10 protein-coding genes are annotated in these 25,174 nt (G+C 74.3%); 8 read left to right on the top strand and 2 right to left on the bottom strand.

All coding sequences use genetic code 11. The features are described 5' to 3' along the window. Nucleotides 1–440 precede the first annotated feature (440 nt). From OG906_RS32095 to OG906_RS32075, 5 genes are all read left to right on the top strand, one after another. Nucleotides 441–8,306 (top strand): non-ribosomal peptide synthetase, encoded by a 7,866-nt coding sequence (locus tag OG906_RS32095; protein ID WP_329447540.1) that lies wholly within the window; start codon nt 441–443, stop codon nt 8,304–8,306. Further along, nucleotides 8,303–18,808 (top strand): non-ribosomal peptide synthetase, encoded by a 10,506-nt coding sequence (locus OG906_RS32090; RefSeq protein ID WP_329447539.1) that lies wholly within the window; start codon nt 8,303–8,305, stop codon nt 18,806–18,808. Before OG906_RS32095 ends, OG906_RS32090 begins: the two co-directional genes overlap by 4 nt. A 152-nt stretch (nt 18,809–18,960) precedes the next feature. Then, the gene (locus OG906_RS32085; RefSeq protein WP_385647515.1) at nt 18,961–19,161 is read left to right on the top strand and encodes an MbtH family protein; all 201 of its coding nucleotides are present in this window, start codon (nt 18,961–18,963) and stop codon (nt 19,159–19,161) included. Nucleotides 19,162–19,248: 87 nt separating this feature from the next. Beyond that, nucleotides 19,249–20,622 (top strand): MFS transporter, encoded by a 1,374-nt coding sequence (locus OG906_RS32080; RefSeq protein ID WP_329447537.1) that lies wholly within the window; start codon nt 19,249–19,251, stop codon nt 20,620–20,622. 245 nt (nt 20,623–20,867) lie between these two features. Continuing rightward, a complete protein-coding gene (locus tag OG906_RS32075) occupies nt 20,868–21,077 on the top strand; it encodes a hypothetical protein (RefSeq protein WP_329447536.1) in 210 nt (69 codons plus the stop codon). Between the two features lie 86 nt (nt 21,078–21,163). Here OG906_RS32075 and OG906_RS32070 read toward each other — a convergent pair whose 3' ends face one another. Continuing rightward, complete coding sequence (locus tag OG906_RS32070; protein WP_329447535.1) at nt 21,164–21,766, bottom strand: hypothetical protein; 603 nt, start codon at nt 21,764–21,766, stop codon at nt 21,164–21,166. Between the two features lie 162 nt (nt 21,767–21,928). Beyond that, complete coding sequence (locus OG906_RS32065) at nt 21,929–23,053, bottom strand: helix-turn-helix transcriptional regulator (protein ID WP_329447534.1); 1,125 nt, start codon at nt 23,051–23,053, stop codon at nt 21,929–21,931. Between the two features lie 302 nt (nt 23,054–23,355). On the opposite strand from OG906_RS32065, the gene OG906_RS32060 reads away from it, so the two are divergent. From OG906_RS32060 to corA, 3 genes are all read left to right on the top strand, one after another. Beyond that, entirely contained in the window at nt 23,356–23,583 is a 228-nt protein-coding gene (locus OG906_RS32060; protein ID WP_329447533.1) for a response regulator transcription factor, read from the top strand. 21 nt (nt 23,584–23,604) lie between these two features. Continuing rightward, entirely contained in the window at nt 23,605–24,015 is a 411-nt protein-coding gene (locus tag OG906_RS32055; protein ID WP_329447532.1) for a hypothetical protein, read from the top strand. Nucleotides 24,016–24,104: 89 nt separating this feature from the next. Then, nucleotides 24,105–25,100, top strand: coding sequence for a magnesium/cobalt transporter CorA (gene corA / locus OG906_RS32050; RefSeq protein ID WP_329447531.1), 996 nt, complete (start codon nt 24,105–24,107; stop codon nt 25,098–25,100). Nucleotides 25,101–25,174: the final 74 nt, after the last annotated feature.

The raw sequence follows: 25,174 nt of genomic DNA, 5'->3' as shown, positions 1-25,174 counted from the left end.
GCCCGGCACGACGGAGCGACCCGCACATGGAGTGCGGACCGCGTCATGCCTTGGCCGAAGGTCTCGTCCACCCCGCACGATGTGCGGCGGTCCGATGGCCGGGGCGTCCGTAGACGTCCAGTATGTCGACCAGCGGTTTTCAGGACTACTCCCCTTCGCTGACACAGAGTGTAACAGGCGGCTTCAGGGGTTCCCCGCGCCTGCCGCCACCGATCCCCGCGCCTCGGGGCCGCGAGTGGCACGCCGCAGGAGGGCGGCGCGGCCGGGCCCGCCGCGTTTCGCGCGGCTAGTCACGTGATCGCGGTACCGGGTTTTCCGGGGGTGGTCCGGGGCCCGTCAAGAGGCGTATTCGTGGGACTTTCGGGGCCTCCTCGCGGTCACGGACAGTGGCGTCACGTCGTCGTTGATCGACCGATCCGACTGAGGAGACTGACCACCGCATGGCCACTCACGACCGCGGGCCGCTGCCCCTGACCCCGCCGCAGAACGGCGTCTGGTTCGCGCAGCAGCTCGACCCCACACGCCTCGACTACACCATCGGCGAGTACCTGGAGATCCGCGGGGCGGTGGACCCCGGGCTGTTCGCCGAGGCGGTGCGCCTGACGGTGGCCGGCACCGAGTCGCTCTGCGTCCGCTTCGCCGAGGCGGACGGGGTGGTGCGCCAGATGCCCGCCGGGCCTCCGCCGCTGCGGATGGAGACGGTCGACCTCAGCGGGCGCCCGGACGTCGACGCGGAGGCGGAGCGGCTGATGCGTGCCGAGCTGGCCCGGCCCACGGACCTGGCGACGGGTGACGTGTGCCGGCACCTCCTGGTGCGGACCGGGGCGCGGTCGTACCGCTGGATGCAGGCCTACCACCACGTCGTCGCGGACGGGATCACCGGGTCGATGCTCGCGCGACGCACTGCGGAGGTCTACTCGGCGCTGGTGGCGGGAGAACCGGTGCCGGCCCCGGACGGCGCGCCGTGGGCGCGGATCGTGGCCGGGGAGGAGGAGTACGCCCGCTCCGCGCAGATGGTCGCGGACCGGGAGTTCTGGCGGGCGAAGCTGGACGGCGCCCCGGAGCCGGTCTCCTTCACCGGTAGCGCCCCGGGGCCCGTGTCCGGGACGACGGTGCGGGTGAGCGGTGATCTCGACGCCGCCGACGCCCGGGTGCTGCGCGATGCCGCGCGCCGGCACGGGACGCGTTGGTCGGCGCTGGTGATGGCCGCCTCCGCCGCCTTCCTGCACCGTGCGGGTGGTACGGAGGACGTGGTGCTGGGGCTGCCGGTCACCGGCCGCACCAGCCCGGACGCCCGGCGGACGCCCGGCATGTTCTCCAAGGTCCTGCCGCTGCGGCTGGCCGTGACCGGGGCGACCACGGTCGGCGAGCTGGTGCGCGACACGTCCGCGGGCATCAAGGAGGCCCTGCGGCACCAGCGGTACCGGATCGAGGAGGTGCGGGGCGCGGCGGGCGCCGACGGTGCGGCCGGCGGGCCCGGGCCCAGGTTGTGGGACGCCGCGGTCAACCTCATGTCCTTCGACTACGAGCTGTCCTTCGCCGGGGCGCCCGCGTCCGCGCACAACCTGGCGGTCGGCCCGGTGGAGCACGTCTCCCTCAACGTCTACGACCGGGGCGGGGACAGCCCGCTGACCGTGCAGGTGGAGGGTGACGCGGCCGACGCGGGCCCGGATGAACTCGAAGCGTTGCGGGTGCGTTTCACCCGCTTCCTCGTCGCGCTCGCCGGCGCCGACGGCGCGGCGCGGGTCGACTCGCTGCCGTTCCTGACCGTCGAGGACGAGGCGCTCCTCGCGGCCCTCGGTGACGGAGGCGCGGACCCCGCGCCCCGCGACGGGCTGCTGCACGCCCGGTTCGAGGAGGCTGCGACGCGCACTCCGGACGCGGTCGCCGTGGTGTGCGACGGCCGGGAGGTGTCGTACGGGCAACTGGACGCCTGGGCGCGGGACATCGCGGAGCGACTGCGGCCGGCCGTGGAACCGGGGACCCCGGTGGGCGTATGCGTGGAGCGCTCGCCCGCGATGGTCGCGGCCGTCCTCGGCGTGCTGAAGGCGGGCGGCTGCTACGTGCCGCTGGACCCCGCTCTGCCGCGTGAGCGGATCGCGTACGTGGTGCGCGACGCGGGACTGCGCACGGTCGTCGCCCAGCCGGGCACGCGGGAGCGGCTGCCCGAGGATCTGCCGTCCGTGGTGCACGCGGGCGAGGTGACCGACGGCGTGGCCGGTGCGGAGGGTGCCCGGGTGCCGGCGTCGTCGGCCGCGTACCTGCTGTACACCTCGGGCAGTACGGGCGAGCCGAAGGGCGTCGTCGTCCCGCACGCGGCGGCCGTCGACTTCGTACGCGCCCACCTCGCCCTGTGTGGCGTGGACGGGGCGGCGCGGACCGGCTCCGCCTCCGGTGAGCGGTTCCTCGGCTTCGCGTCACTCTCCTTCGACGTGTCGGTGCTGGACCTCTTCGGGGCGCTGTCGAGCGGGTCCGCGCTGGTCCTGGCCACCGACGCGGAGCGGGTCGACGTCGACCGGCTCCAGGCCCTGCTCGCCTCGCACGCGGTGACGATCGCCGATCTGCCGCCGGCGTTGTTGCCGCTGCTCGACCCGGCCGCCCTGCCGGGGCTGCGGTTCCTCTCCACGGGCGGCGAGGCGCCCTCCGGCGACGCCGTCGACCGCTGGGCGTCGGAGCACCGCGAGGTGTGGAACGCGTACGGGCCGACCGAGGCCGCCGTGTCCGTGACCATGCACCGTGTCACTCCCCCGTCGCACGGGCGGATCCCGCCGATCGGACGGCCGATGGCCAACCACCGCGCCTACGTGGTGGATCCGGGGCTGCGGCTGCTGCCGCCGGGGGCGACCGGTGAGCTGTGCGTGGCCGGTGACGGGCTGGCCCGGGGGTACGCGGGGCGCCCGGCCATGACGGCCGATCGTTTCGTGCCGGACCCGTTCTCCGGGGTTCCCGGGGCGCGGATGTACCGGACGGGTGACCTCGTGCGCTGGTCGGCGCGGGGCGAGTTGGAGTTCCTCGGGCGGGTCGACCGACAGGTCAAGATCAACGGCCATCGGATCGAGCTGGGCGAGATCGAGGCGGTGCTCGGCCGGCAGCCGTCGGTGGGACAGGCCGCGGTCGTGGTGCACGCCTCCCCGGGCGGGCCCCGGCGGCTGGTGGCCTTCGTGGCTGCGCCCGCCGGCGCGGCCGAGCCCGATCCCGAGCTGCTGGCAGGCGCGTTGTCGCTGGTGCTGCCCCGCTACATGGTTCCCCACACGTTCGTCACCCTGGACCGGCTCCCGCTCACCGCGGGCGGCAAGGTGGACCGCGCGCGGCTGTCCGTACCGGAGCCCGCGGCCCGTCCGGCGCGCGCCGAGCGTCCGTACACCGCCGTGGAGCTGACCCTCGCCGGGCTGTTCTCCGAGGCGCTCGGTCTCGCCGCGACGCCGGACGACAACTTCTTCGAGCTGGGCGGCGACAGCATCACCGCCCTCACCCTCGCCGGCAAGGCCCGCGCGCGGGGCTTCTCCTTCACGCTGCGCGACGTCTTCGCGCACAAGACGGCGGCGGCCCTCGCCTCGGCCGTCGGCGAGCCCGGCACCGCCGCGCCGGAGAACTCGCCGCCGGCCGTCGAGGCGTGCGGCCCGTTCCCGGCGACCCCGGTGATGCGCTGGCTCCTGGACGGGCCGGGGCCGATCGGACGGTTCAGCCAGTCCATGGTGCTCACCCTGCCCCGGGGCGCGGACGACGACGCGTTGGTCCGGGTCCTGCGGTCGGTCGTCGACCGGCACGCCGCGCTGCGTCTGCGGGTGGACTCCGGGGCCGGTGGCCCGCTGTGCACGATCGGCGAGCCGGGTGCGGTCGACGTGGCCCGCCTGTACGGCGCGGTGGACGTGTCCGGGCTGGGCGAACGGGAGCGTGCGGCGGCCGTGGAACGCGCGGCGCGGGACGCGGCGGGCCTGCTGGACCCGGCCGCCGGGGTGATGCTGCGGGCGGTGCGATTCGACCACGGCGACGCACCGGGCCGGTTGTTGCTGTGCGTGCACCACCTGGCCGTGGACGGGGTGTCGTGGCGGATCCTGATGGCCGACCTTGCCGCGGCCTGGGAGTCCGTGGCGGCGGGACGTCCGGTGCCGGAGGGCGACGGCGCCCTGTCCTTCCGGGCCTGGGCACACCACCTCGCAGTCCAGGCGGGCGCCCCCGAGGTGCTCGAAGAACTCCCCTTCTGGCGCGAGACCCTGCGCCCCGTCGACGACGGCGGCGCGAGCCCGCGCGCCCCGTGGAACCGGGTGCCCGATCCGGTCCGGGACACCGCCGGCAGCACGCGGACGCTGACGCTCGACCTGCCCGCGGAGGTCGCGGGCCCGCTGCTGGCCAGGGTCCCGGCCGCGCTGCGCACCGGACCGACCGAGGTGCTCCTCGCGGGTCTGGTCCTCGCGGCGCACCGGCTCGGGTCCGCGGGCCCCCTGCTGGTGGACCTGGAGGGGCACGGGCGGGCCGACCGCACCGGCCGTCACGATCTGGCGCGCACCGTGGGCTGGTTCACCACCCAGTACCCGGTCCGTCTCGCGTCGGACGGTCTCGACCTGGACGCGGCGGCTCTGGGCGGTGACGCCCTCGCGGAGCTGGTCGCGCGGATCCACACGAGCGTGGCCGCGGTGCCGGACCACGGCACGGGTTTCGGTCTGCTGAGCCGGCTCAACCCGGACACGGCCGCCGAGCTGTCCGAACTGGCGTGCCCCCGGCTGCTGTTCAACTACCTGGGTCGGTTCTCCGGTGCGGACGGGGCTCCTTGGGGCCCGGCCCCCGAGACGGGCGGCCTGCGGGCCGACGTGGACCCGTCGATGCCCGTCGAGCACGCCCTGCAGATCGACTCCCTGGCCGTGGACGGTGCGGACGGGCCTTCCTTCAGCGCCGTCGTCACCTGGCCGCAGGCCCTGCTGGGCGCCGTCGAGGCGCAGGCGCTGGTCGAGGCGTGGGGCGAGGCCCTGCGGCTGCTGGCCAGCTGGGACGGCGCCGCGCGGCCGCGGCGGCTCACCCCGCGTGACCTGCCGTTGGTCCGGTTGACGCAGTCCGAGGTGGACGGGCTGGCCGGACTCCACACCGGGCTCGCGGACGTGCTGCCGCTCTCTCCGCTCCAGGAGGGGCTCTTCTTCCACTCCGCCTTCGACACCGGCGCGATGGACGCCTACACCGGCCAGATCGTCCTGACGCTGGACGGGCACCTGGACGCGGACACCCTGCGGGCGGCGTGCGACCGGCTGCCGGCCCGCCACGGCGCCCTGCGGTCCGCCTTCACCGACCAGGGCCTGGACCGGCCGGTGCAGGTCGTCGTCGACACCGTCGACGCGCCGTGGGAGCTGGTCGACCTCAGCGGTCTCGGGGCCGAGGACCGGCAGCGGGAGTGGGAGCGGCTGCTGGCGGCCGACCGGGCGCGGCGCTTCGACCTGGAGCGGCCTCCGTTGCTGCGCTTCACCCTGGTCCGGTTCGACGGGGATCTGCATCGGCTGGTCATGACCAACCATCACATCCTGTGGGACGGCTGGTCGTCGGCGGTGTTGTTGCGCGAGCTGCTCGCCGGCTACGCCGGGGCGAGCGGTTCCGGGCGGCTCGACCCGGTCGTGGAGGGCGTCCCGTACCGGTCCCACCTCGACTGGCTGGCCCGGCAGGACCAGGCCGCCGCCGAAGCGGCCTGGAGCCGCGCGCTCGCCGGCCTGGAGGAGCCGACGCTGCTCGGCGGCGCCGACCCGAACCGGATCGACGCGCTGCCCGAGCGGGCCTCGGTGGAGCTGTCGGCGGACCTGACGGCGCGGCTGACCGCACGGGCCCGTACGGCCGGCGTCACCCTCAACAGCGTCGTCCAGGGGGTCTGGGCGATCCTGCTGGGTCGGGTGACCGGCCGCGAGGACGTGGTGTTCGGCGGGACCGTCTCCGGGCGGACGGCGGACGTCGCGGGCATCGAGGACATGGTCGGGTTGCTGATCAACACGCTGCCGGTGCGCTTCCGGATCCGTGAGGGCGAGCCGCTGCTGAGCGCTCTCGCCCGGTTCCAGGACGAGCAGGCGGACCTGATGGACCACCAGCACGTCGGACTGGCCGGCATCCAGCGGGCGGCGGGTCTGGGCACCCTCTTCGACACCACCGTGGTCGTGGAGAACTATCCGCTCGACCTGGAGTCGATGCGGGACCTGGCCGGCGGGCCGCGGCTGACCGGTGTGGAAGGCGCGGACGCCACCCACTACACCGTCAACCTGATCGTGCTGCCCGGGGAGCGGCTGCGGCTGCACCTCGACCACCGCGCCGACGCCCTCGACGCCCGGACGGCGCTCAGTCTGGGCGAGGCATTGGAGCGGCTGCTGACGGCCGTCGCCGACGCCCCCGACACCGCCGTCGGTGAACTGGACCTGCTCTCGGCGGAGCAGCGCCACCTGATGCGGGAGTGGAACGACACGGCGGTACCGGTCCCCGACACGACCCTCGTGGAACTGTTCGAGGCACAGGTCGCCCGGACCCCGCACGCCCCGGCGACCGTCTTCCGGGGCGAGACCCTGTCCTACGCCGAACTGGACCGGCGCGCCGAACGGTTGGCGCGCTCGCTCCGGATGCGCGGCGCGGGTCCGGAGCAGATCGTGGCGGTCGCCCTGCACCGCTCCACCGAGATGGTCGTCGCCTTGTTGGGCGTGGTGAAGTCGGGCGCCGCCTACCTTCCCGTGGATCCCTCGCTGCCGGCCGAGCGGATCGCGTACATGCTGTCCGATGCCGATCCGGTGCTGCTGCTCGCCGGTGACGACGTCGCGGCCGCGCTGCCCGCCTCGGCGGGGTTGCCCCGGCTGGATCCGGCGGCGGTACCCGACGAGGACGGGACGCCGGCTGCCGCGGGCGCCCGGCCGGACGCGCCGCTGCCCTCGCACCCCGCGTACGTGATCTACACGTCCGGTTCGACGGGGCGGCCCAAGGCGGTCGTCGTGGAGCACGCGGCCATCGTCAACCGGTTGCTGTGGATGCAGGACCGGTACGGGTTGGGGGCCGACGACCGGGTGTTGCAGAAGACGCCGTTCGGCTTCGACGTCTCGGTCTGGGAGTTCTTCTGGCCGCTGCTGGCCGGCGCCGTGCTGGTGGTCGCCGAGCCGGGCGGGCACAAGGACCCCGCCTACCTCGCCCGGACCATCGAGCGGGAGGCGATCACCACGGTGCACTTCGTCCCGTCCATGCTGGCCGCGTTCGTGGAGGACCCGGACGCGGGCCGCTGTCGGTCGCTGCGCCGGGTCGTGTGCAGCGGCGAGGCGCTGCCGGAGGAGCTGAAGAACCGGTTCCTCGATGTGCTCGACGTACCGCTGCACAATCTGTACGGACCCACCGAGGCGGCCGTCGACGTCACCCACTGGGACTGCCGGCGCGAGGACGAGGGGCCCGTGCCGATCGGCCGGCCGATCTGGAACACCTCGCTGTACGTGCTCGACCCCCGGGGGCGGCCCGTACCGGTGGGGGTGGCGGGCGAGTTGTTCCTCGCGGGCGCCGGACTGGCCCGCGGGTACCTGCGCCGGCCGGAACTGACGGCCGAGCGCTTCCCGCTCGACCCGTTCGGGGTGGACGGTGCGCGCATGTACCGGACCGGGGATCTGGCCCGCTTCCGCGGCGACGGCTCGGTGGAGTACCTGGGGCGCACCGACGACCAGGTCAAGATCCACGGATTCCGGATCGAGCTCGGTGAGATCGAGACGGCGCTGGGTCGGCTTCCCGGCGTCGGCCGGGCCGCGGTCGTGGTCCGCGAGGACGTGCCGGGCGAGCGCAGGATCGTCGGGTACGTCGTCCCGGAGACCGGGGCGACCCTCGATCCGGAGGCTCTGCGCGCCGAACTGGCCCGCACGCTCCCGGAGTACATGGTGCCGCTCCCGATGCTCGTCGACGGGCTGCCCGTCACCGCGAACGGCAAGCTCGACCGCCGGGCGCTCCCGGCTCCCGCGGCCGCCCCGGCCGCCGGTCACGAGCCGCCCGAGGGGGAGACCGAGGAGCTGGTGGCCCTGGTGTGGGCGTCGGTGCTGGACGTGCCGAGGATCGGCCGGCACGACGACTTCTTCGCCCTCGGCGGTCATTCGCTGAGCGCCACCCGGGTGGCGGCCCGGCTCCGGCAGTCCCTCGGCCTGGACCTGCCCCTGCACACCCTTTTCGAGCAGCGGACCGTCGCCGCGCTCGCCGGCGCCGTCGAAGCGGTGCTGCTCGCCGAACTGGACGCCGGTTCGGGCGGGTTCGCCGATCCGGCCGGGTTCGCCGCGTCCCCCGCGTCCGTCGACGCCGTTCCTTCATTCGTACTTCAGGGAGAGACCTCGTGACCACGCAGGAGAGCCTGCCCGCCGGCGTCGACAGCCGCCTGGCCGATGCCCGTGAGCTGCTGCGCCGCAGAGTGCGCGCCGCGCTGGCCGACTCCGCGGCCGGCGCGGCCGCGGCGACGCCCCCCGAACCGGTTCCCGGTACCGGGGAGGCCGCCGCGTCGGACGCGGAGCCCGTCGCCTCGTTCGCCCAGGAGCGGATGTGGCTGGTCGACCGCATGGCGGAGGGAACCCCCGGCTACGCGATCCCGGAGATCGTGCGACTGCGCGGCCCCCTGCGGCCGAAGCTGCTGCGGCGGAGCCTGACCGCCGTCGTGGAGCGGCACGCCCCGCTGCGGACCGTCTTCGAGGAGCGGGACGGTGTCCCCCACCCGGTCGTCCTGCCGGCGCCGAAGTCGGTACCGCTGCCGCTGCTCGACCTGGGTGTCGCGCCGCCGCGGGACCTGGAGGAGCGGGCCCACGCCCTGGCCCGAGAGGAGGTCCGCCGGCCCTTCGACCTGACGACCGGCCCGCTGCTGCGGTCCCTGCTGATCCGGCTCGGCGCCGAGGACCACCTGCTGGTGCTGGTGGTCCACCACATCGCCACCGACGGCTGGTCCATGGGCCTGCTGTGGCGGGAGCTGTCCGAGGGGTACGCGGCCCTGGCTCAGGAGCGGCCGCTGCCGTCGGCGGCCCTCCCGTTCGACTACCAGGCGTACGCCCGCATCCAGCGGGACCGGTTCGCCTCCGGCGCCATGGACGGACGACTGCGCTGGTGGGAGCGGTGTCTCGGCGGGCTGGAGCCGCTCGCCCTGCCCGCCGACCGGCCGCGGCCCACCCGCCGGAGCGGCGACGGCGCGAGCCTGGAGTTCACCCTCGACCCGAGCCTCACCGCCCGGCTGCGCCGGATCGCCGAGGGCCGCGGCGCCACCCTCTTCATGACGCTCCTGGCCGGTTTCCAGGCCGCCCTGTCCCGCTACGGCGGCAGTACCGACATCGCGGTCGGGACCCCGGTGGCGGGCCGGGACCGGGTGGAACTGGAGCCCCTGATCGGCTTCTTCGTCAACACGCTCGTGCTGCGCTCCGATCTGTCGGGAGAGGTGAGCTTCCGCGAACTGCTCGGCCGGGTCCGCCGGACGACCGTGGACGCGTACGACCACCAGGAGGTCCCCTTCGACCGGCTGGTCGAGCACCTGCGTCCCGAGCGGGTCGGGGACCGCAATCCCCTGGTCCAGGTGATGTTCGCGTCCGCCCCCGACGAGACGGCCGGGCTGCGGCTGCCCGGGCTGGACGCGGAGGTCGTACGGAGCGACTTCGGCGGTTCGCTCTTCGACCTGAGCGTCTTCGTCTCCGAGGGCGCCGAGGACTGCTCCGGCAGTCTGGTCTTCGACACCGACCTGTTCGACCGGGCGACGGCCGAACGGATCCTGGCCCACTACCTGGAGCTGCTGTCGTCCGCCGCCGCGGAGCCCGACCGGCCGCTGGCCGAGCTGCTGCCCTCGGCGGGCACCGCGGCCCGACTGGTCGGCGAGGGCCACGGTCCGTCCCGCCCCGACCTCGCGCCGGCCACCCTCGTGGACCTGTTCGCCGAGCAGGTCCGCCGCTCCCCCGACGCCGACGCCGTGGTGTGCGGCGACGAGCGCCTCAGCTTCGCGGAACTCGACGCCCGGTCCGGGCTGCTCGCGGCGCGGCTGACGGCCACCGGGGTGGTCCGCGAGTCCGCGGTGGCGCTGCTGATGGAGCGGTCCGTCCACCTGCCGGTGGCGATCCTCGCGGTGCTCAAGGCGGGGGGCGTCTACGTTCCCCTCGGCGAGGGCTTCCCCGTGGCCCGGCTGCACTGGATGCTGGAGCGGACCGAGGCCCGCCTGCTGCTCACCGACCCGGCGACGGCCGGCCACGAGGCGGCCCTCGCCTCGCCGGTCCCGGTGCTCGACGCCACGGCGCCGCAGGCCCCGGTGGACGGCGCTCCGGCGCCGGCCGTGCCCTGCGCCCCGGACCAGTTGGCGTACGTGATGTACACCTCCGGCTCCACCGGTGAGCCGAAGGGCATCGGCGTCACCCACGCCAATGTCGCGGCGCTGGCCCGCGACACGGCCTTCGGCGCGCACCGGCGGGTGCTGGCGCACTCCCCGCTGTCCTTCGACGCCTCGACGTACGAGCTGTGGGTGCCGCTGCTGTCCGGTGGTCAGGTGGTCATGGCGCCGCCCGGCCGGGTGGACACCGCCGCGCTGACCCGGCTGGTGCACGAGCACGACGTCACGTCGCTGTTCCTGACGGCGGCCCTGTTCAACCTGGTCGTCGAGGAGTGCGTGGAGCTCCTGACCCGGGTGCGGGAGGTGTGGACGGGTGGCGAGGCGGCCTCCCCGCACACCTTCGGACGCGCGCTGGAACAGGCCCCGGACACGCTCCTGGTCAACGTCTACGGTCCCACCGAGGCGACCACCTTCGCCCTGCGGCACCCTCTCGACGCCCGCGCGGGCGCCCGTGTCGACGGCCGCGTCCCGATCGGGACGCCCTTGGACGACACCCGGCTGTACGTGTTGGACGAGCGCGGGCGCCCGGTGCCGGAGGGCGCCGTCGGCGAGCTGTGCATCGGCGGCACGGGCCTGGCCCGCGGCTACCTGGGCCGGCCGGGGCTGACCGCGCAGCAGTTCACCGCGGACCCGTACGGCGCGCCGGGCGCGCGGATGTACCGTACGGGCGACCTGGCCCGCCGGCGCCCCGACGGCACGGTGGACTACCTCGGCCGCGCCGACCAGCAGGTCAAGATCCGCGGGCACCGGATCGAACCGGGCGAGATCGAGGCCGAGTTGGCGCGCGGCCCGGAGGTCGGGCACGCGGCCGTGGTGGTCCGCGAGGACACTCCCGGCGAGCAGCGGCTGGTGGCGTACGTGGTGGCGACGGAGGGTCTCGCCGTCGACCCTGACGCACTGCACCGGGCCCTCGCCGTGCGACTGCCGGCGTACATGCTGCCCTCGGCGATCGTCGCGCTGCCCGCACTGCCGGTGACGCCCAACGGCAAGCTCGACCGGCGTGCGTTGCCCGCGCCGCCCGAGGAGGGCGTGCGGCGCGCGGAGTTCGCCGCTCCGGCGACGGCCACGGAGGAACTCGCGGCGGCCGTCTGGGGCGAGGTGCTCGACACCGGGCGGATCGGCCGGCACGACGACTTCTTCGCGCTCGGCGGTCACTCGCTGCGGGCCACCCGAGCCGTGTCGCGGCTCGGCGCCCGCCTGGGAACCGGGGTGCCGCTGCGGCTGCTGTTCGAGCAACCGACGCTGGAGCGGTTCGCCGCCGGGCTGGACGCGCTGCGCGGGGCCGGCCCGGACGGCTCCGCTCCCGGCGCCGAGGTCGCCGCGATCGGTGCCCGGCCGGCCGGGGAGGTCGCGCCGCTGTCGTTCGCGCAGCAGCGGCTGTGGTTCCTGGACCAGCTCCAGCCCGGCCGGCCCGACTACAACATCCCGGTCGCCGCCCGGTTGCGGGGTCCGCTCGACGCCGACGCGCTGGCGGCCGCGCTGGGCGCGGTGGTGACCCGGCACGAGGTGCTGCGCTCGCGGATCACGGACGGCCCGTCGGGGCCCGTGCAGAGCGTGGAGGCGCCGGAGGTCTTCGGCGTCGTCCGCAGCGACCTCGGTGACCTGCCGATCGAGGTGGCCCGCTCGCGGGCCCTGGGACTGGCACACGCGGATGCCGCCGCGCCGTTCGACCTGGGCACCGCCCCGCTGCTGCGGGCCCGGGTGGTGCGGATCGCGGACGAGGAGCACCTGCTCGTGCTGGTGCTGCACCACACCGTGGGCGACGGCTGGTCGATGCCCGTGCTGTGGCGGGAGCTGTCCGGGGCCTACGCGGCGCTGCGCCGCGGCGAGCGTCCCGTACTGCCCGAACTGCCCGTACAGTACGGCGACTTCGCGTACTGGCAGCAGCGCCGGCTGGCGGCCGGCGAGGCCGACGCCGGCATCGCGCACTGGCGGGAGCGCCTGGCGGGGCTCCCGGCGCTGGAACTGCCGACGGACCGGCCCCGACCGCAGGTCCGCAGCGGCGCCGGCGACGCCTTCGCGTTCGAGGTGCCCGCGGATCTCGCGGAGCGGCTGGGCGGGTTGGCCCGTGAGCGCGGGGCGACGCTGTTCATGGTCCTGTTGGCCGGTTTCCAGGCGTTGTTGGCCCGGTACACGGGGCAGGGCGACATCGCGGTGGGCTCGCCCATCGCGGGCCGCGACCGCACCGAACTGGAGCCGCTCATCGGCTTCTTCGTCAACACGCTGGTGCTGCGCACCGATCTGTCCGGCGACCCCGCCTTCGGGGAGCTGCTCGGGCGGGTGCGGAGCACGGCACTCGCCGCGTACGAACACCAGGACGTGCCCTTCGACCGGCTCGTGGAGGAGCTCCGGCCGGAGCGCGACCTCGGCCGCAATCCGCTGTTCGACGTGCTGTTCCAGCTCCATCCCGAGCAGCTCGGGGCCCTGCCCCTGGACGGTGTGGAGGTGGAGAGCCTCGACACCTCGAACGCGACGGCCAAGTTCGACCTCAGTCTGGCGATGACGGAGCACCCGGGGGGACTGACGGGCACGGTGCAGTACGCCACCGACCTGTTCGACCGCTCCACGATCGAGCGGTTCGCCGCGCACTACCTGCGGCTGCTGGCCGGTGCGGCCGAGACCCCGGACGCCCGCCTGTCCCGGCTGGACGTGCTGTCCCCCGGGGAGCACGCCGCGCTCCTCGGTGAGGGCGGCGACCAGGCCCCGGTCGCGGCCCGGACGTTGCACGCGCTGGTGGAGGAGCAGGCCCGGCTGCGACCGGACGCCCCCGCGGTGACCTGTGAGGGCCGCACCACCACCTACGCGGAGCTCGACGCGGCCGCCAACCGGCTGGCGCACCGGCTGCGGCAGCTGGGGACGGCACCGGAGACGAGGGTGGCCGTCATGGCGGGCCGGGACGTGCGCACCGTCGTGTGCGTGCTCGCCGTGCTGAAGGCCGGCGGCGCCTACGTGCCGGTCGACGCCGGCCACCCGGCGGAACGGGTCCGCACGGTCCTGGCGGACAGCGGGGCGCGGCTGGTGCTCACGGCCGGCCTGCCCGAGGGCCTGCCGGCCGGCCTGGCCGGCTCCGTACCGGTCCTGGACCTGGACGCCGAGCGGGAGGCGGTCGACGCCCTGCCCGCCACGGCCCCGGCGGACCTCGCGGCCCCCGGGCACCTGGCCTACCTGCTGTACACCTCCGGGTCCACCGGCCGCCCCAAGGGCGTGGCGGTCTCGCACGCCGCCCTGACGGGCTACCTCGCCGCGCTGACCTCCACCTTCGCGTTGGGGTGCGACGACGTCGTGCTCGCCCGTACGGCGTTGACCTTCGACCCGTCGGTGCGCGACCTGTTCGCCCCGCTGACCACCGGCGGGCGGATCGTGCTCGCCACGCAGGACGAGGCCGGGGACCCCGACGCGCTGGCGCGCCTGCTGCAGGACGGGGAGGTGACGGCGCTGCTGTCGATCGTCCCCTCGATGCTGGGGCCGCTGGTGGAGTCGGTCACCGGACCCGCCCTGCGGCTGCGGCTGGTGATGACCACCGGTGAGGCGCTCACCGCCGGCCTGGCCCGGTCCGCGTACGCCCTGGGCGTGCCGGGGCGGCTGCGGCTGGTCAACCAGTACGGTCCGACGGAGTGCACCAACACGACCACGTACCACGGGGTGACGGACGCCGACATCGACTCCGGCCGCATCCCGATCGGGCGCCCGCTGCCCGGAGCCCGGGTGCTCGTGCTGGGCGAACACCTCGAACCGCTGCCGCGCGGCGCGATCGGCGAGCTGTTCATCGCCGGCCGCGGGGTGGCCCGGGGCTACCTCGGGGATCCCGCGCGCACCGCCGAGGCCTACCCGCCGGACCCGTACGGTCCGCCCGGTGCGCGCATGTACCGCACCGGTGACCTGGCGCGGCTGCGGTCCGACGGGGTGCTGGAGTTCCACGGCCGCCGCGACAACCAGGTCAAGGTCCGCGGCCACCGCATCGAGCTGGGCGAGGTCGAGGCCGCGCTGCTGCGCCACCCCGGCGTCGGGCGGGCCGTGGCCGCCGCACACGGGGACGGCGCCGACCGCGTGCTCGCCGCGTACGTGGTCTGGCGGGACGGGGCGGGCGATCCGGCCGCCGTGCTGGACTTCGTGCGGGAGGCCCTGCCGGCCGCGATGGTGCCGTCCGCGCTGGTGGTCCTGGACGCACTGCCGCTGACCCCCAACGGGAAGACCGACCGTCGGGCGCTGCCCGCCCCGGGTCCCGGCGCCACCGCCGGGCACCGCGCCCACGTCGCTCCGCGCACCCCGCTGGAACGCACGGTCGCCGAGGTCTGGGAAGAGGTACTCGGCGAGGGCCCGATCGGGGCCCGGGACCACTTCTTCGAGCGTGGCGGGCACTCGCTGCGCGCCACCCGGGTCGTGTCCCGGCTGCGGACGCTGCTGGGACTGGACGTGCCCACGCAGTTGTTGTTCCGGCATCCGGTCGCCGAGGACCTCGCCCGGGCCCTGGGCTCGCTGGGCGCGTCCACGGGGGACGAGATCCCCTCGCTGCCGGCGGGTCCCGGCCCGCTGTCCTTCGGCCAGCAGCGGCTGTGGCTGCTGGACCGGCTCCAGCCGGGCCGGCCGGACTACAACATGCCGGGCGCCGTGCGGCTGGTCGGGGACCTCGACGCCGCGGCGGCCCTGGCCGGCCTGGAGGACGTCGTCGCCCGGCACGAGGTGCTGCGTTCGCGGATCGAGGAGGCCGACGAACAGGGCGGTGCGGCCCGTGTGGTGCCCGGCCCGGTCGGGATGTTCACGCCCGTGTTCACCGACCTGTCGGCGCTGGGTTCCGCGGCCGGGGACCGGGCGCGGGAGCTGGCTGCGCAGGACGCCGCCCTGCCCTTCGACCTGGCGGCGGCCGGGCCGCTGCGGGCCCGACTGGTGCGGATCGCGCCGCGTGAGCACCTGCTGGTGATCGTGGCCCACCACATCGCCTTCGACGGCTGGTCGGTGGGGGTGTTCTGGCGCGAGTTCTTCGCCGCCTACCGCGTCCGCACCGGGGCGGACACCCATCCGCTGCCGGAACTCCCCGTCTCGTACCGCGAGTTCGCTGCCTGGCAGCGCGAACGCCTCGATGGTGACGCGCTCGCCGGGACGCTCGGCTACTGGCGGGACCGGCTGGGCGGCCTCGCTCCCCTGGACCTGCCCACCGACCGGCCGCGACCGGCCACCCCCTCGGGGCGCGGGGAGCAACTCTCCTTCGTCCTGCCCGAACCGCTGCTGCGCGGACTTCGCGACCTGGGCCGCGCGCACGACGCCACGCTGTTCATGGTGCTGCTGGCCGGCTTCCAGGCACTCCTCGCCCGCTGGTCGGGCGGCGAGGACGTCGCGGTGGGCTCCCCCATCGCGGGCCGGGACCGCGCCGAACTGGAGCCGCTCATCGGCTTCTTCGTCAACAGTCTCGTGCTGCGCACCGATCTGTCCGGGAACCCCGCCTTCGGCGAACTGCTGGGGCGGGCCCGGGAGACGGCCCTGGGGGCGTACGCCCACCAGGACGTGCCGTTCGAGCGTCTGGTGGAGGAGGTGCGACCGGAGCGCGACCCGAGTCGCAACCCGCTCTTCCAGGTGATGCTGGTCCTGGACGAGGAGGCCGCCGCGCCCGCGCCGCTTCCCGGACTGGACGTCGAACCGCTCACGGTGACCGGCGGCGCCTCGAAGTTCGACCTGTCGCTGTACTTCGTGGAGGAGGCCGGCGCCCTGCACGGCGAGGCCGTGTTCGCGACCGATCTCTTCGACCGGGACACCGTCGACCGGATGGCGTCGGCGCTGGTGGAGCTGCTCGGCGCGGCCGTCGCCGATCCCGGAACGCCACTGGCCTCGCTGCCGCTGATGGACGCGGCGCAGGAGCGCCGGTTGCTGCTCGCCGGGAACGGGGTCGGCGAGCCGACCGCGGACCTGCCGCTGCACGCGCTGGTCGCCGAACAGGCGGCCCGTACGCCGCGGGCCCTCGCGGTCGACGACGGGACGCGACGCCTGACGTACGCCGGGCTGTGGGACGTCTCGGGCCGCTTGGCGCGGAGGTTGGCCGACCTGGGGGTGGGCCCGGACACGGCGGTGGCGGTCTGTGTGGACCGCTCGGTGTCGCTGCCCGCGGCGCTGCTGGGTGTCCTGCGCTCGGGGGGCCTGTACGTGCCCGTCGACCCGGAGTACCCGGCGGACCGGATCGCGTACATGCTCACGGACAGCGGCGCCCGCGTCCTGGTGGTGTCGGGCGGTAGCGGCAGCCCGGAGGCGCCCGAGGGGGTCTCGGTCGTGGACCTGGACGCCCTGCTCGTCGACGGGGACACGGGCGGGGACAGGCACGGAGGCTTCCCTGGCGCCTCTGAGGGGGCCGGCTTCGGGCCCGTGCCACTGGACGCGGAGCACCTGGCGTACGCCCTGTACACCTCGGGCTCGACGGGACGCCCGAAGGGGGTCACCGTCCCGCACCGGGCCCTGTCCAACTTCACCCGGGACATGGTGCGCCGGCTGGAACTGACGGCAGGCGACACGGTCGCGGCCGTCACCACCGCCTCGTTCGACATCGCCGTGCTGGAACTGCTGGTGCCGCTCGTGTGCGGGGCCGCGGTACGGGTCGTCGACCGGGAGACCGCGCGGGACGGCGCCCTCCTCGCGAAGGAACTGGACTCCGCGGCGGTCACGGTCGTGCAGGCCACGCCGGCCACCTGGCACCAGTTGATGGAGAGCGGCTGGCAGGCGCCCCACGTACGGGCCCTGTGCGGCGGCGAGGCGCTGCCCTCCGCCCTGGCCGAGCGGATGCGCACGGCGCTGGGCACCGTCTGGAACGTGTACGGGCCCACCGAGACGACCGTCTGGTCGACCGCGCACCACCTGTCCGGGCCCGTGGGCGAGGGGCCGGTGCCGATCGGCTCGGCGCTCGCCAACACCCGCCTACACGTGCTGGACGCGGCCCTGCGGCCGGTGCCGGTCGGGGTGTTCGGCGAGCTGTTCATCGGCGGCGACGGTGTGGCCCGCGGCTACCACGGCCGGCCGGGTCTGACCGCCGACCGGTTCGTGCCCGACCCGTACACGGCGGGCGGACGGCTGTACCGCACCGGGGACCTGGTGCGGCGGCTCGCGGACGGGACCCTGGAGTACCGGGGCCGCGCGGACGGTCAGGTCAAGGTGCGCGGCCACCGCATGGAACTCGGTGAGATCGAGGCCGCGTTGGCCCGTCACCCGCAGGTCCTCGCGGCGGCCGTGGCCGTGCACGGCACGGGCGTGGACGCCGTCTTGGCGGGCTACGTGACCTGGCGGCACGAGGAGGGCGACCTGCGGGCGCTGGGCGACTTCCTGCGCCGCGACCTGCCCGCGTACATGGTTCCGGCGGTCCTCACGGGGCTGGAACGGCTGCCCCTCACACCCAACGGCAAACTCGACCGCAAGGCGCTCCCCGCGCCCTCGGCGGAGGCCGCACGGGGCGACGGTGCGCCGCGGGTGGCTCCGCGCGACACCACGGAACTGCGGATGGCGCGACTGTGGGAGCAGACGCTCGGGACGGCCCCGATCGGGGTCCGCGACGACTTCTTCGCGCTCGGCGGGCACTCCTTGAAGGCGTTCGCGCTGATGGCCGCCGTCCGCCGGGAGTTCGGGGTGGAACTGCCGCTGAACATGGTGTTCCGTCGGCGCACCGTGGAGCTGCTGTGCGAGGCGCTGCCCGACGCGGGGGCGGCGGCCGCCAGGCTGCTGGTTCCGCTCGCCGACGGCGACCGTTCCAAGGCGCCGCTGGTCCTCGTCCATCCGCGCGGCGGCGACGTCGTCTGCTACCGGGACCTGGTGCGGGACCTCGGCGCCGCACCCGGCGGCGACCGGCCCGTCCTCGGCCTGGAGTCGGTGGGGTACAACACCGACGAGACCCCGCTGGAGCGGGTGCCGGAGATGGCGGAACGCTACCTGGCCGCACTCCGCGAGGAGCAGCCGCACGGCCCGTACCTGCTGGCCGGCTGGTCGTTCGGCGGGACCGTCGCCTACGAGATGGCAGCCCGGCTGGAGGCGGCCGGCGAGGAGGTCGCCTTCCTCGGGCTGATCGACTCGGCCGCTCCGGGTGCCGCTCCCGGGTCGAACGCCGAACCCGGCGACCCCGATCTGCTCCGGTACGGCATCGCTGCGGGCCTCGACCCCGATTCGGCGCGCGAACTGGACGAGGACGAGCTGCTCGACGTCCTGGTGCGGCGGGGCCGGGAGGACGGCACCCTGCCCCGCCGGTCCCCCACGCAGGCGCTGCGCCGCCTGCTGCGGGTCGCCGAGGCGAACGGGACGGCGTCCGCCGCGTACCGCACCGACTCCGTGCTGAACGTGGACCTGCACCTGTTCACGGTCGCCGAACGGCATCCCGAACTCGCGACGCCCCTCGTGGACCCGGCGCCGTGGGGCCCCCGGACGACGGGCACCGTCGTGCGGGCCGTGGTCCCGGGCACCCACCACGACCTGGTGGAGCCGCCGCACAGCACCGCGCTGGCCGAGGCGCTCACGGCGGTCCTCCCCTCCTGACGGCCCGTCTCCACGGCATCCGTCCCCACCACCCGATCCGTCCCCTACACCCGCGAGACGTCCCTTCCACGCGAGACGCCCCTTCCACACGATCCGTCCCCTTCCACGCGATGCATCCCTTGCACCGTTCGCAACACATCAAGGAGAAACCCGTGAACAACTCGTCCCCGCAGCAGTTCCTCGTCGTGGCCAACGAAGAGGAGCAGTACTCCCTGTGGGAGGCCGACCGGCCGGTCCCGCTCGGCTGGCACGACCAGGGCGTGCGCGGCGACAAGGAGGAGTGCCTCGCGCACATCGAGCGAGTGTGGACCGACATGCGCCCGCTCAGCCTCCGCGTGAGCATGGCCGGCTGACCCGACGATCCGTGTGCACCCCACGCCGCCCGGCAGCCCGCACCCGCGGGCTGCCGGGCGGCGCCCACGGTGCCGGAAGGAACCTCCATGACCACCGCACACACCGGGGCTCCCACGTCCCCGCGACGCCTCACCCCGCTGGCCGCCCTGGTGGCGGTCTCCGCGATCTCCTCCCTCGGCATGGCGATGACCCTGGTCGCCGTGCCCTGGTTCGTCCTGCAGAGCACCGGCAGCGGGACCCGGACGGGGCTCGTGGCCGCCGCCGAGGTGCTGGGGCTGCTCTGTTCCGCCGTACTGGCGGGCCCGATCGTCGACCGGTTGCCCGTACGCGCCGCCAGTGTCGGCGCCGACCTGCTGACGGCGGTCGCGATCAGCCTGATTCCCCTGCTGCACGCCTGGGACTCCCTGCCGCTGCCGGTGTTGATCGTCCTGGTCTTCCTGGTGGGAGCCGCTCGCGGACCGGCCGACACCTCCAAGCAGCTCCTGCTGACGGACGCCATGCGCCGGGCCCGCGTCACGACGGAACGGGCCACGGGCTGTGTCGAGGGAGCCCGCCGCATCGGACTGATGGCGGGGGCGCCGCTGGCCGGTCTGCTCATCGCGACGGTCGGCCCGGTGCGCACCCTGTGCGCCGACATGACGGCCATGCTGCTGTGCGCGCTCCTGGTGGCGGTGCTGGTGCCGGCGGGTCCGGGCGACCGTTCGGCGGGCGCGAAGGAGCGCGGTTCGTACGGTGGGGAACTGCGCGCGGGGTTGCGGCAGTTGCGCGGCGACCGGCTCCTGGGTGCCATGACCGGCGTGCTGCTGCTGACCAACGCCTTGGACGGGGCACTGAACGGGGTGCTCTATCCGGCCTACGGAACCGAGGTGCTGCGCAGCAGCGCGCTGTTCGGCGCGATGGTGACCTCGGTGGGAGCGGGCGCGCTGCTGGGCGCCGCCCTGTACGGCTGGGCCGGGCACCGGATGCCCCGCCGAGCCGTCTTCGTGGGTGCGTTCGTCCTGGTGGGGGCGGTGCGGTGCGCCGCGCTGGCCTCCGAGCCGCGGGTGGCGGTGCTGTTGGCGGTGTTGGCCGTGTCGGGCGTCGGTTCGGGTGTCGTGGGGCCGCTGATGATGTCGGTGGCCTACCAGCGGGTGCCCGAGGAGATGCGGGGCCGGGTGTTCGGCCTGCTGGTGGCGTGCGCCCTGGCGGCGACTCCGGTGGGGATGCTCGGTGCGGGGCTGGTCCTCGACGCCTGGGGTCTGGTGGCGGCGCTGCTGGGCACGGGTGCGGTCTATCTCGGCGTCACGTTGGCACCGTTGGTCTTCTCGGTGTGGCGGGAGTTGGACGTACGGGCGCCGGCGGGACCGCGGGACACGTGGGGACCGCCGGGGGCGGCGGAACCGCGGGGGGCGGCGGGACCGCGGGGGGCGGCGGGACCGCGGGGGGTGACGGAACCGCGGGGGCGGCCGGCGATGCCCTGATCGGTTCACGCGCCGTTCCGAAGCCCACCCCGACGCCCGTCTCGGCACCCACCCTGACGTCCGAATCCATCTGATTCCTCCCGATCTGCCGCCCCTCACCTTAACGCCAGGCAGGTTGATGAGCGCCCGGACCGATCATCGAGGGGCCCGGAGCACGGCAGGGTTGGTCCTGCGAGCACGACCGGCGAGGGCAATCCCCGAGGTGGGCGTGAGCAGACCAGAAGACCTCAACCCGGGGGGAACCCATGCTGAAGCGTTTCATCGTCGCCCTGTCCGTCGCGGCCGCCGCCCTGCTGCCGATCGCCGGCGGTTCGCAGCCGTCGGACACCACGATCTCCGCCACCGGCGAGAGCGAGGCGACGACCACCCCGGTGCACCCCGTCCACATCACCCCCGGCACGACCACCGGCGGAACGCGACTCAGCGACCCGAAGGACAGCTCCTGGGGCAGCTGACCACCCGGCGCGGGGGGGTGCGAAGGGGGGCCACTCGCGGATGCGAGTGGCCCCCCTTCCCGCGTGCCCGCTCAGGCGGACAAGCGTCATTCCCCCGCGCGGCGCAGGGAGACAACGGCGTACCTGATTCCCCGCGCGCACTCGGCCCGACGGTCCCACCTGGCCGGCACGTACAGCACCTCTCCGGGCAACAGCCTGCACTGGAAGGACGCGGGACCACCGTCCTCGCCGGGTCCGGTCAGCCGCCAGGTCACGGCGCCGTCGATCTGGTGGATCAGCAGGTGGTCGGTGGAGGAGACGGCGGCCGTGGTCTGCGGGTCCACGCGCGCGTGCGCCCCGGTGTCGATGAGTTCCGCCCGGACGGCCAGGCCGGTGAGTGCGCCCAGTCGTCCGGTGAAGGCCTCCAGCCGCGCGGCCCGGGGCCCGTCGTCCGCCGGCACCGTTCCGCCTTCGCCGTCACGATCACCGCCGTCGCCGGCGTCACAGGCGTCAGAGGTGTCGTCTCCGTCGCCGACGTCGCCGACGTCTCCGGCCTCACCGGCCTCACCAACGTCACCGCGGCCGAAGGCCGGGTTGTCGTACTCGGGCCACAGCACGCCCGGCGCCCGGCCCAGATGGACCGACAGGAACAGCTCCAGCTCGCGCAGGTGCGCGGTGGACCGCTCGTCGCCGTCGTCCGGCATGTTCATTCAGTGCCCCTCTCCACAGCTCCCATCCGAGGAGCATGACGCCACCCCCCGCGCCCGCGACAGACACGAGAACGCGTGACAGGGGCGTACCCGCGAACGTCCCCGCCTCCCGGCCCGTGTGGCCGGAAGGGACGGGGGCGCGGGGCGCGGGGCGGCTCAGGTTCAGCCCGCGGCCGGAACTCCGGTGACGGGCAGGGCCCCGGCGACAGGCAGGGCTGTGGCGGCGACCGCAGCCCCGGCGGAGGACGGGACGTCGTCAGCGGGCGGGACTTCGTCGGCACGCGACATGGGGACGGCTACCGGTGCGACCGGATTCGGTTCCAGCAGTCCGCGTGCCGCGGCGGCGACCCCCGCCTGGAAGCGGCTGCCCGCACCCAACTCCTGCATGATGTCGGCGATGTGGCGCCGGGCCGTGCGCAGCGACATGCCCAGGCGGCGGGCGATCGCCTCGTCCTTCAGGCCGGCGGCGAGGAGCCGGATGATCGTCTCGTGGATCTCCCGGGCGACTTCTTCGAGGCCTTGACCGACGGCGGCCGAGAACGGCGAGGCCAGGTCCCAGGTCTGCTCGAAGATGTCGCAGAGGTAGGCCACCGTGGACGGCTCGCGGATCACCACGGCCCCGTAGCTGCCGTCGTTGAGCGGGATGAACGCGATCTCGCGGTCGAAGGCGATGAGCCGTCCGAACAGTTCGTGCGCGGTCCGGTACTGCGCGCCCAGCGCGGAGGCCGCGGCGACGTACGCCTGGCTCGGTCCGTTGAACCGCGCCGTGTGGTGGTAGAGGGTGCGGATCGCGATGCCGCGTTTGAGCATCGCCTCGTCCCGCCCCAGCGCCTCCTGCATCGCCTCGGGTATCCGGCTCCCGCCGCCGGGTTGGGAGCTGAGCATCTCGGTCGCGCAGGCGAGGGAGGCCCGGCGGATGGCCCCGCGCACTTCCTCCAGGTTCGCCAGGACCTCCAGGGCGTCCCCGGCGGACCGGCGTCGCAGGTAGTGCGGCAGGAAGCGCCCGAGGTCCTCGCGGATCCCGCTGATCGTCCGTTCCTGCTCCCGGATCTGCGCCTCCAACGGCGCGACGAGCTGTTCGGCGGCGGTGTCGGGGGCCACCGCGAAGGCCACCGACGGCTCGTCGGGGCTCACGTGCAGCAGGTGCGCGGCGCACAACCGCGCGACACTGCGCCGGATCACGTCCGCGTCGAGGCCGGTCCCTGCGGCGAGCGCGTCCACGTCCGCCGTGCGGTGTTCGAGCACCCAGCCGTAGACGTCGAGGTCGACATCGTTCGATTCAGACACCACATCAGTAGTCAGCATTGGCCCACTTCGCCCTTTTCGCCCCCGGTCGCTTTACTGCCAGGCACTTTGGTGAGGTGCCCGCCCCCTGGCGTCAGGATAAGCAAGGCGAAAGTCTGTACAGGACGAACGGCTGCGGGGGATCGACCCTTTCAGGACCTCGGGCCGCCGATTTGGCGTGATTGCGCTCCCGGTCTCCTCGGCCGACGGGTCGGGACCGACGCGCCCCTCCGCACCACCCTCTCTCCCCTTCGCTCCTCCCCTCCCCCCTCCTCCCCTCCACCGACTTCGATCCGGAGCCCCTCATGCTCGACAGCACACTCGCCGCCCCCGCACGGGACCTGCCCAGCCTGACCCCCCGGGAACGGGAGGTCCTGGCCCACCTCGCGCAGGGCGACACGTACCGGATGATCGCCCGGCGGATGGGCTTGAGCCCGCACACGGTCGACACCTACCTGCGGCGCCTGCGCAGCAAGACCGGCGCGGTGAACCGCACGCAGCTCACCCACCTCGCCTTCCAACTGGGCTACTGAGCCGTCGGCGATACTCGGCCCATGGAATGGTTCGAGCGGGCAGAGGCGGCGGAGCAGCTCGGTGATTGGGATGCGGCCATCGGATTGGTGAGTGCACGCGCCGAGTGCCACGCCGATTCCTTCGCGCACGGCAACCACCTGTGGCACATGGACCTGCTGGCCTCCGCCGAACGGTTCGCGGAACTCGCGGACCTCGCCCGCACGGACATCCACGCACGCCGGAGACTCAACCGGGCGCTCGGCGAGCGGGGCATGGACACGGCGCTGCGCCGGCGTGCCGAGGAGGGCGACCGCGGGGCCCTCTTCCACCTCGTACGGCTGCTGTGCGCGACGGACAGGACCCCCGAGGCCGCTCGTACGGTCCGGGAGATCGCCCCGGACAACGCGTACGCGCTCCGGCTGCTGACCGATCACGGATCGCCGTCTCGCTGATCGCCGTCTCTGCGTTCGTCGTGAGGGGTGACGGAGTCGACTGTTCGGCGGCGGCGCATGAAATCGCCTGTTCGAAGCATGCGCGGGGGATGGAATGCGTGGTGTACGAGGAACGGTCGGGCAGGTCGGAGACGGTCGAGTGCGGCCTTGAGGACGAGGCGTGCCGCACCGCCCTGAAGCGGCTGCACGGCCTGGACGACGGCGAGTTCGGATGGATCCGGCTCGTCGACCCCGACGAGTCCGAGCTGGTGCAGTTGGCCGAGGAACTGGGTCTGCACCCGCTCGCCGTCGAGGACGCGGTGCAGGCGCACCAGCGTCCGAAGCGCGAGCGGTTCGACGACGTGCTGGCGGTGGCGATCAAGACGCTGTGGTACGTCGAGGACGAGACCGCGGTGGAGACCGGCGAGATGATGATGTTCGTGGGCCCCCGCTACGTCCTCACCGTCCGCCACGGCGCCGTCGATCCGACGGCCGAGGCGGCCCGCCGGCTCGACGCCGATGCGACCATGCTGCGCTTCGGTCCACTGTCGGTGCTGCACGCCGTGTTGGACGTCGTCGTCGACGCCTACAGCGACGCAGCGGTCAAGGTGCGAAACGCGCTCAACCGGTTGGAGGACCAGGTGTTCTCGTCCGCTCGCGTCGATCACACCGAGGGCATCTACTCGCTCAAGCGGGAAGTGCGCGAGTTCCGTGACGCCGTACAGCCGCTGGTGCCGGTCCTGAACGGTCTCCTGAGCGGGCCGGGCGAGGAGCGGCACGCGCCGAAGGCGGAACCCTACTTCCGCGACGTGGCCGACCACCTGCACCGCACCGACACCGAGGTACGCACTCTCGACGAGTTGCTGAACTCGGTGCTCGACGCCCAGCAGGCCCGGGTGGGCACCTGGCAGAACGACGACATGCGGCGCATCTCGGCGTGGGCGGCGATCTTCGCCATCCCCACCATGGTCGCGGGCGTGTACGGAATGAACTTCGAGCACATGCCGGAACTCAGCTGGACCTACGGCTATCCCCTCGCCGTGGGACTGATGGCACTGGCATCGGGAGCGCTGTACCGGGCCTTCCGCCGCAACGGTTGGCTGTAGCACGCGGGTCCGGCACGCCGCTCCGCGCGGCCGGGCCGAACCCGCTGGTGGGGTGGTCGGCGGGCGACCTACCA

This window comes from Streptomyces sp. NBC_01426, assembly GCF_036231985.1.
GTDB lineage: Bacteria > Actinomycetota > Actinomycetes > Streptomycetales > Streptomycetaceae > Streptomyces.
The sequence above is the reverse complement of the archived record's forward strand: the minus strand, read 5'-3'. Positions and strand labels throughout refer to the sequence as shown.

What these genes read in the sequence shown, in the direction of transcription:
- OG906_RS32055 (WP_329447532.1), top strand. Translation starts at nt 23,605, where the DNA reads ATGGAATGGTTCGAGCGGGCAGAGGCGGCGGAGCAGCTCGGTGATTGG.
- OG906_RS32095 (WP_329447540.1), top strand. Translation starts at nt 441, where the DNA reads ATGGCCACTCACGACCGCGGGCCGCTGCCCCTGACCCCGCCGCAGAAC.
- OG906_RS32070 (WP_329447535.1), bottom strand. Translation starts at nt 21,766, where the DNA reads ATGAACATGCCGGACGACGGCGACGAGCGGTCCACCGCGCACCTGCGC.
- OG906_RS32060 (WP_329447533.1), top strand. Translation starts at nt 23,356, where the DNA reads ATGCTCGACAGCACACTCGCCGCCCCCGCACGGGACCTGCCCAGCCTG.
- OG906_RS32075 (WP_329447536.1), top strand. Translation starts at nt 20,868, where the DNA reads ATGCTGAAGCGTTTCATCGTCGCCCTGTCCGTCGCGGCCGCCGCCCTG.
- corA (WP_329447531.1), top strand. Translation starts at nt 24,105, where the DNA reads ATGGAATGCGTGGTGTACGAGGAACGGTCGGGCAGGTCGGAGACGGTC.
- OG906_RS32080 (WP_329447537.1), top strand. Translation starts at nt 19,249, where the DNA reads ATGACCACCGCACACACCGGGGCTCCCACGTCCCCGCGACGCCTCACC.